This is a genomic window from Methanoculleus sp. MH98A (assembly GCF_000691865.1).
Taxonomy (GTDB): Archaea; Halobacteriota; Methanomicrobia; order Methanomicrobiales; family Methanoculleaceae; genus Methanoculleus.
Genome location: NZ_JMIO01000181.1, coordinates 1 through 868, shown reverse-complemented (window position 1 = coordinate 868; position 868 = coordinate 1). Strand labels below are relative to the sequence as shown.

At 45.2% G+C, this 868-nt stretch carries 1 protein-coding gene and 1 pseudogene; both read left to right on the top strand.

What is annotated here, in order from left to right:
* Positions 1-289, top strand: a pseudogene (locus tag EI28_RS14210) (phenylacetate--CoA ligase family protein); the annotation flags it as partial.
* A gap of 116 nt (positions 290-405) precedes the next feature.
* A partial coding sequence (locus EI28_RS12455; protein WP_048115317.1) for a glycosyltransferase occupies positions 406-868 on the top strand: 463 nt, incomplete at its 3' end.

The following is an 868-nucleotide window of genomic DNA, read 5'->3' as shown; positions in this document are numbered from 1 at the left end:
ACTGAATAATGGTACAACAGTGCCTGCAGAATATTTTATTCATCTACTGGGCGTTGTTTGCAATAAAGGAGAAATAGAGAAGTTCCAGGTAATTCAAGAGGATTACGATAATATCAAAATTTTGGCAGTCCCCAAAGGCGAAGTGCCAGATCATTATAGGAGCAATATCAATGCAAAAATACGCCTCGTTATGGGGCAGGGATGTAAGATCAAATGGGATTTCGTCGACGATATCCCCAAAATGCCAAGTGGAAAGTATCTGTATACAAAATCCCTTGTCTGGAAATGAAAAATGGACATCAACTCAAAGACGGAGGTGCCCATTGGTGCAGAATCTAGTTTTTCAACGCCTGTACCTCAAGTGACAACTTCAAGCCGCAGAATCTTTACTAAGAGGGCCTCATAATGAAAATAGCAATTCTAGTTAATCTCTTCCCCCCAAAATGGCTCGCCGGGACAGAGATTGCAACGTACTACATAGCAGAGCACCTAGCACAACACGGGCATGAGGTACATGTGATCACATCCCTGGATGAGGGCCTGCCTGAGAAGAGTTGTGAGAAGGGGTTTCACATCCATCGTTTGCCCAGGGTCAGAATCCGCTTTGTCGGTGTGCTTGCTTTTTGGGTCGATATCGTCAGGACATTACAAAAAATTAAGCCAGATATTGTCCATGCACAGAGCTTCGGAAGCGGGATGCCAGCTCTCCTCTCGAACAGACTGTTGAAGATCCCTTATGTGATATATGGGAGAGGGTCTGACGTCTATCTCCCGGATTGGTTCACCAAATTAACTGCTAAGGTGATCCTGAGAAATGCCAGCGCGGTGATCGCCCTCACAAAACACATGAAAGAGGCTATGCAGGCAA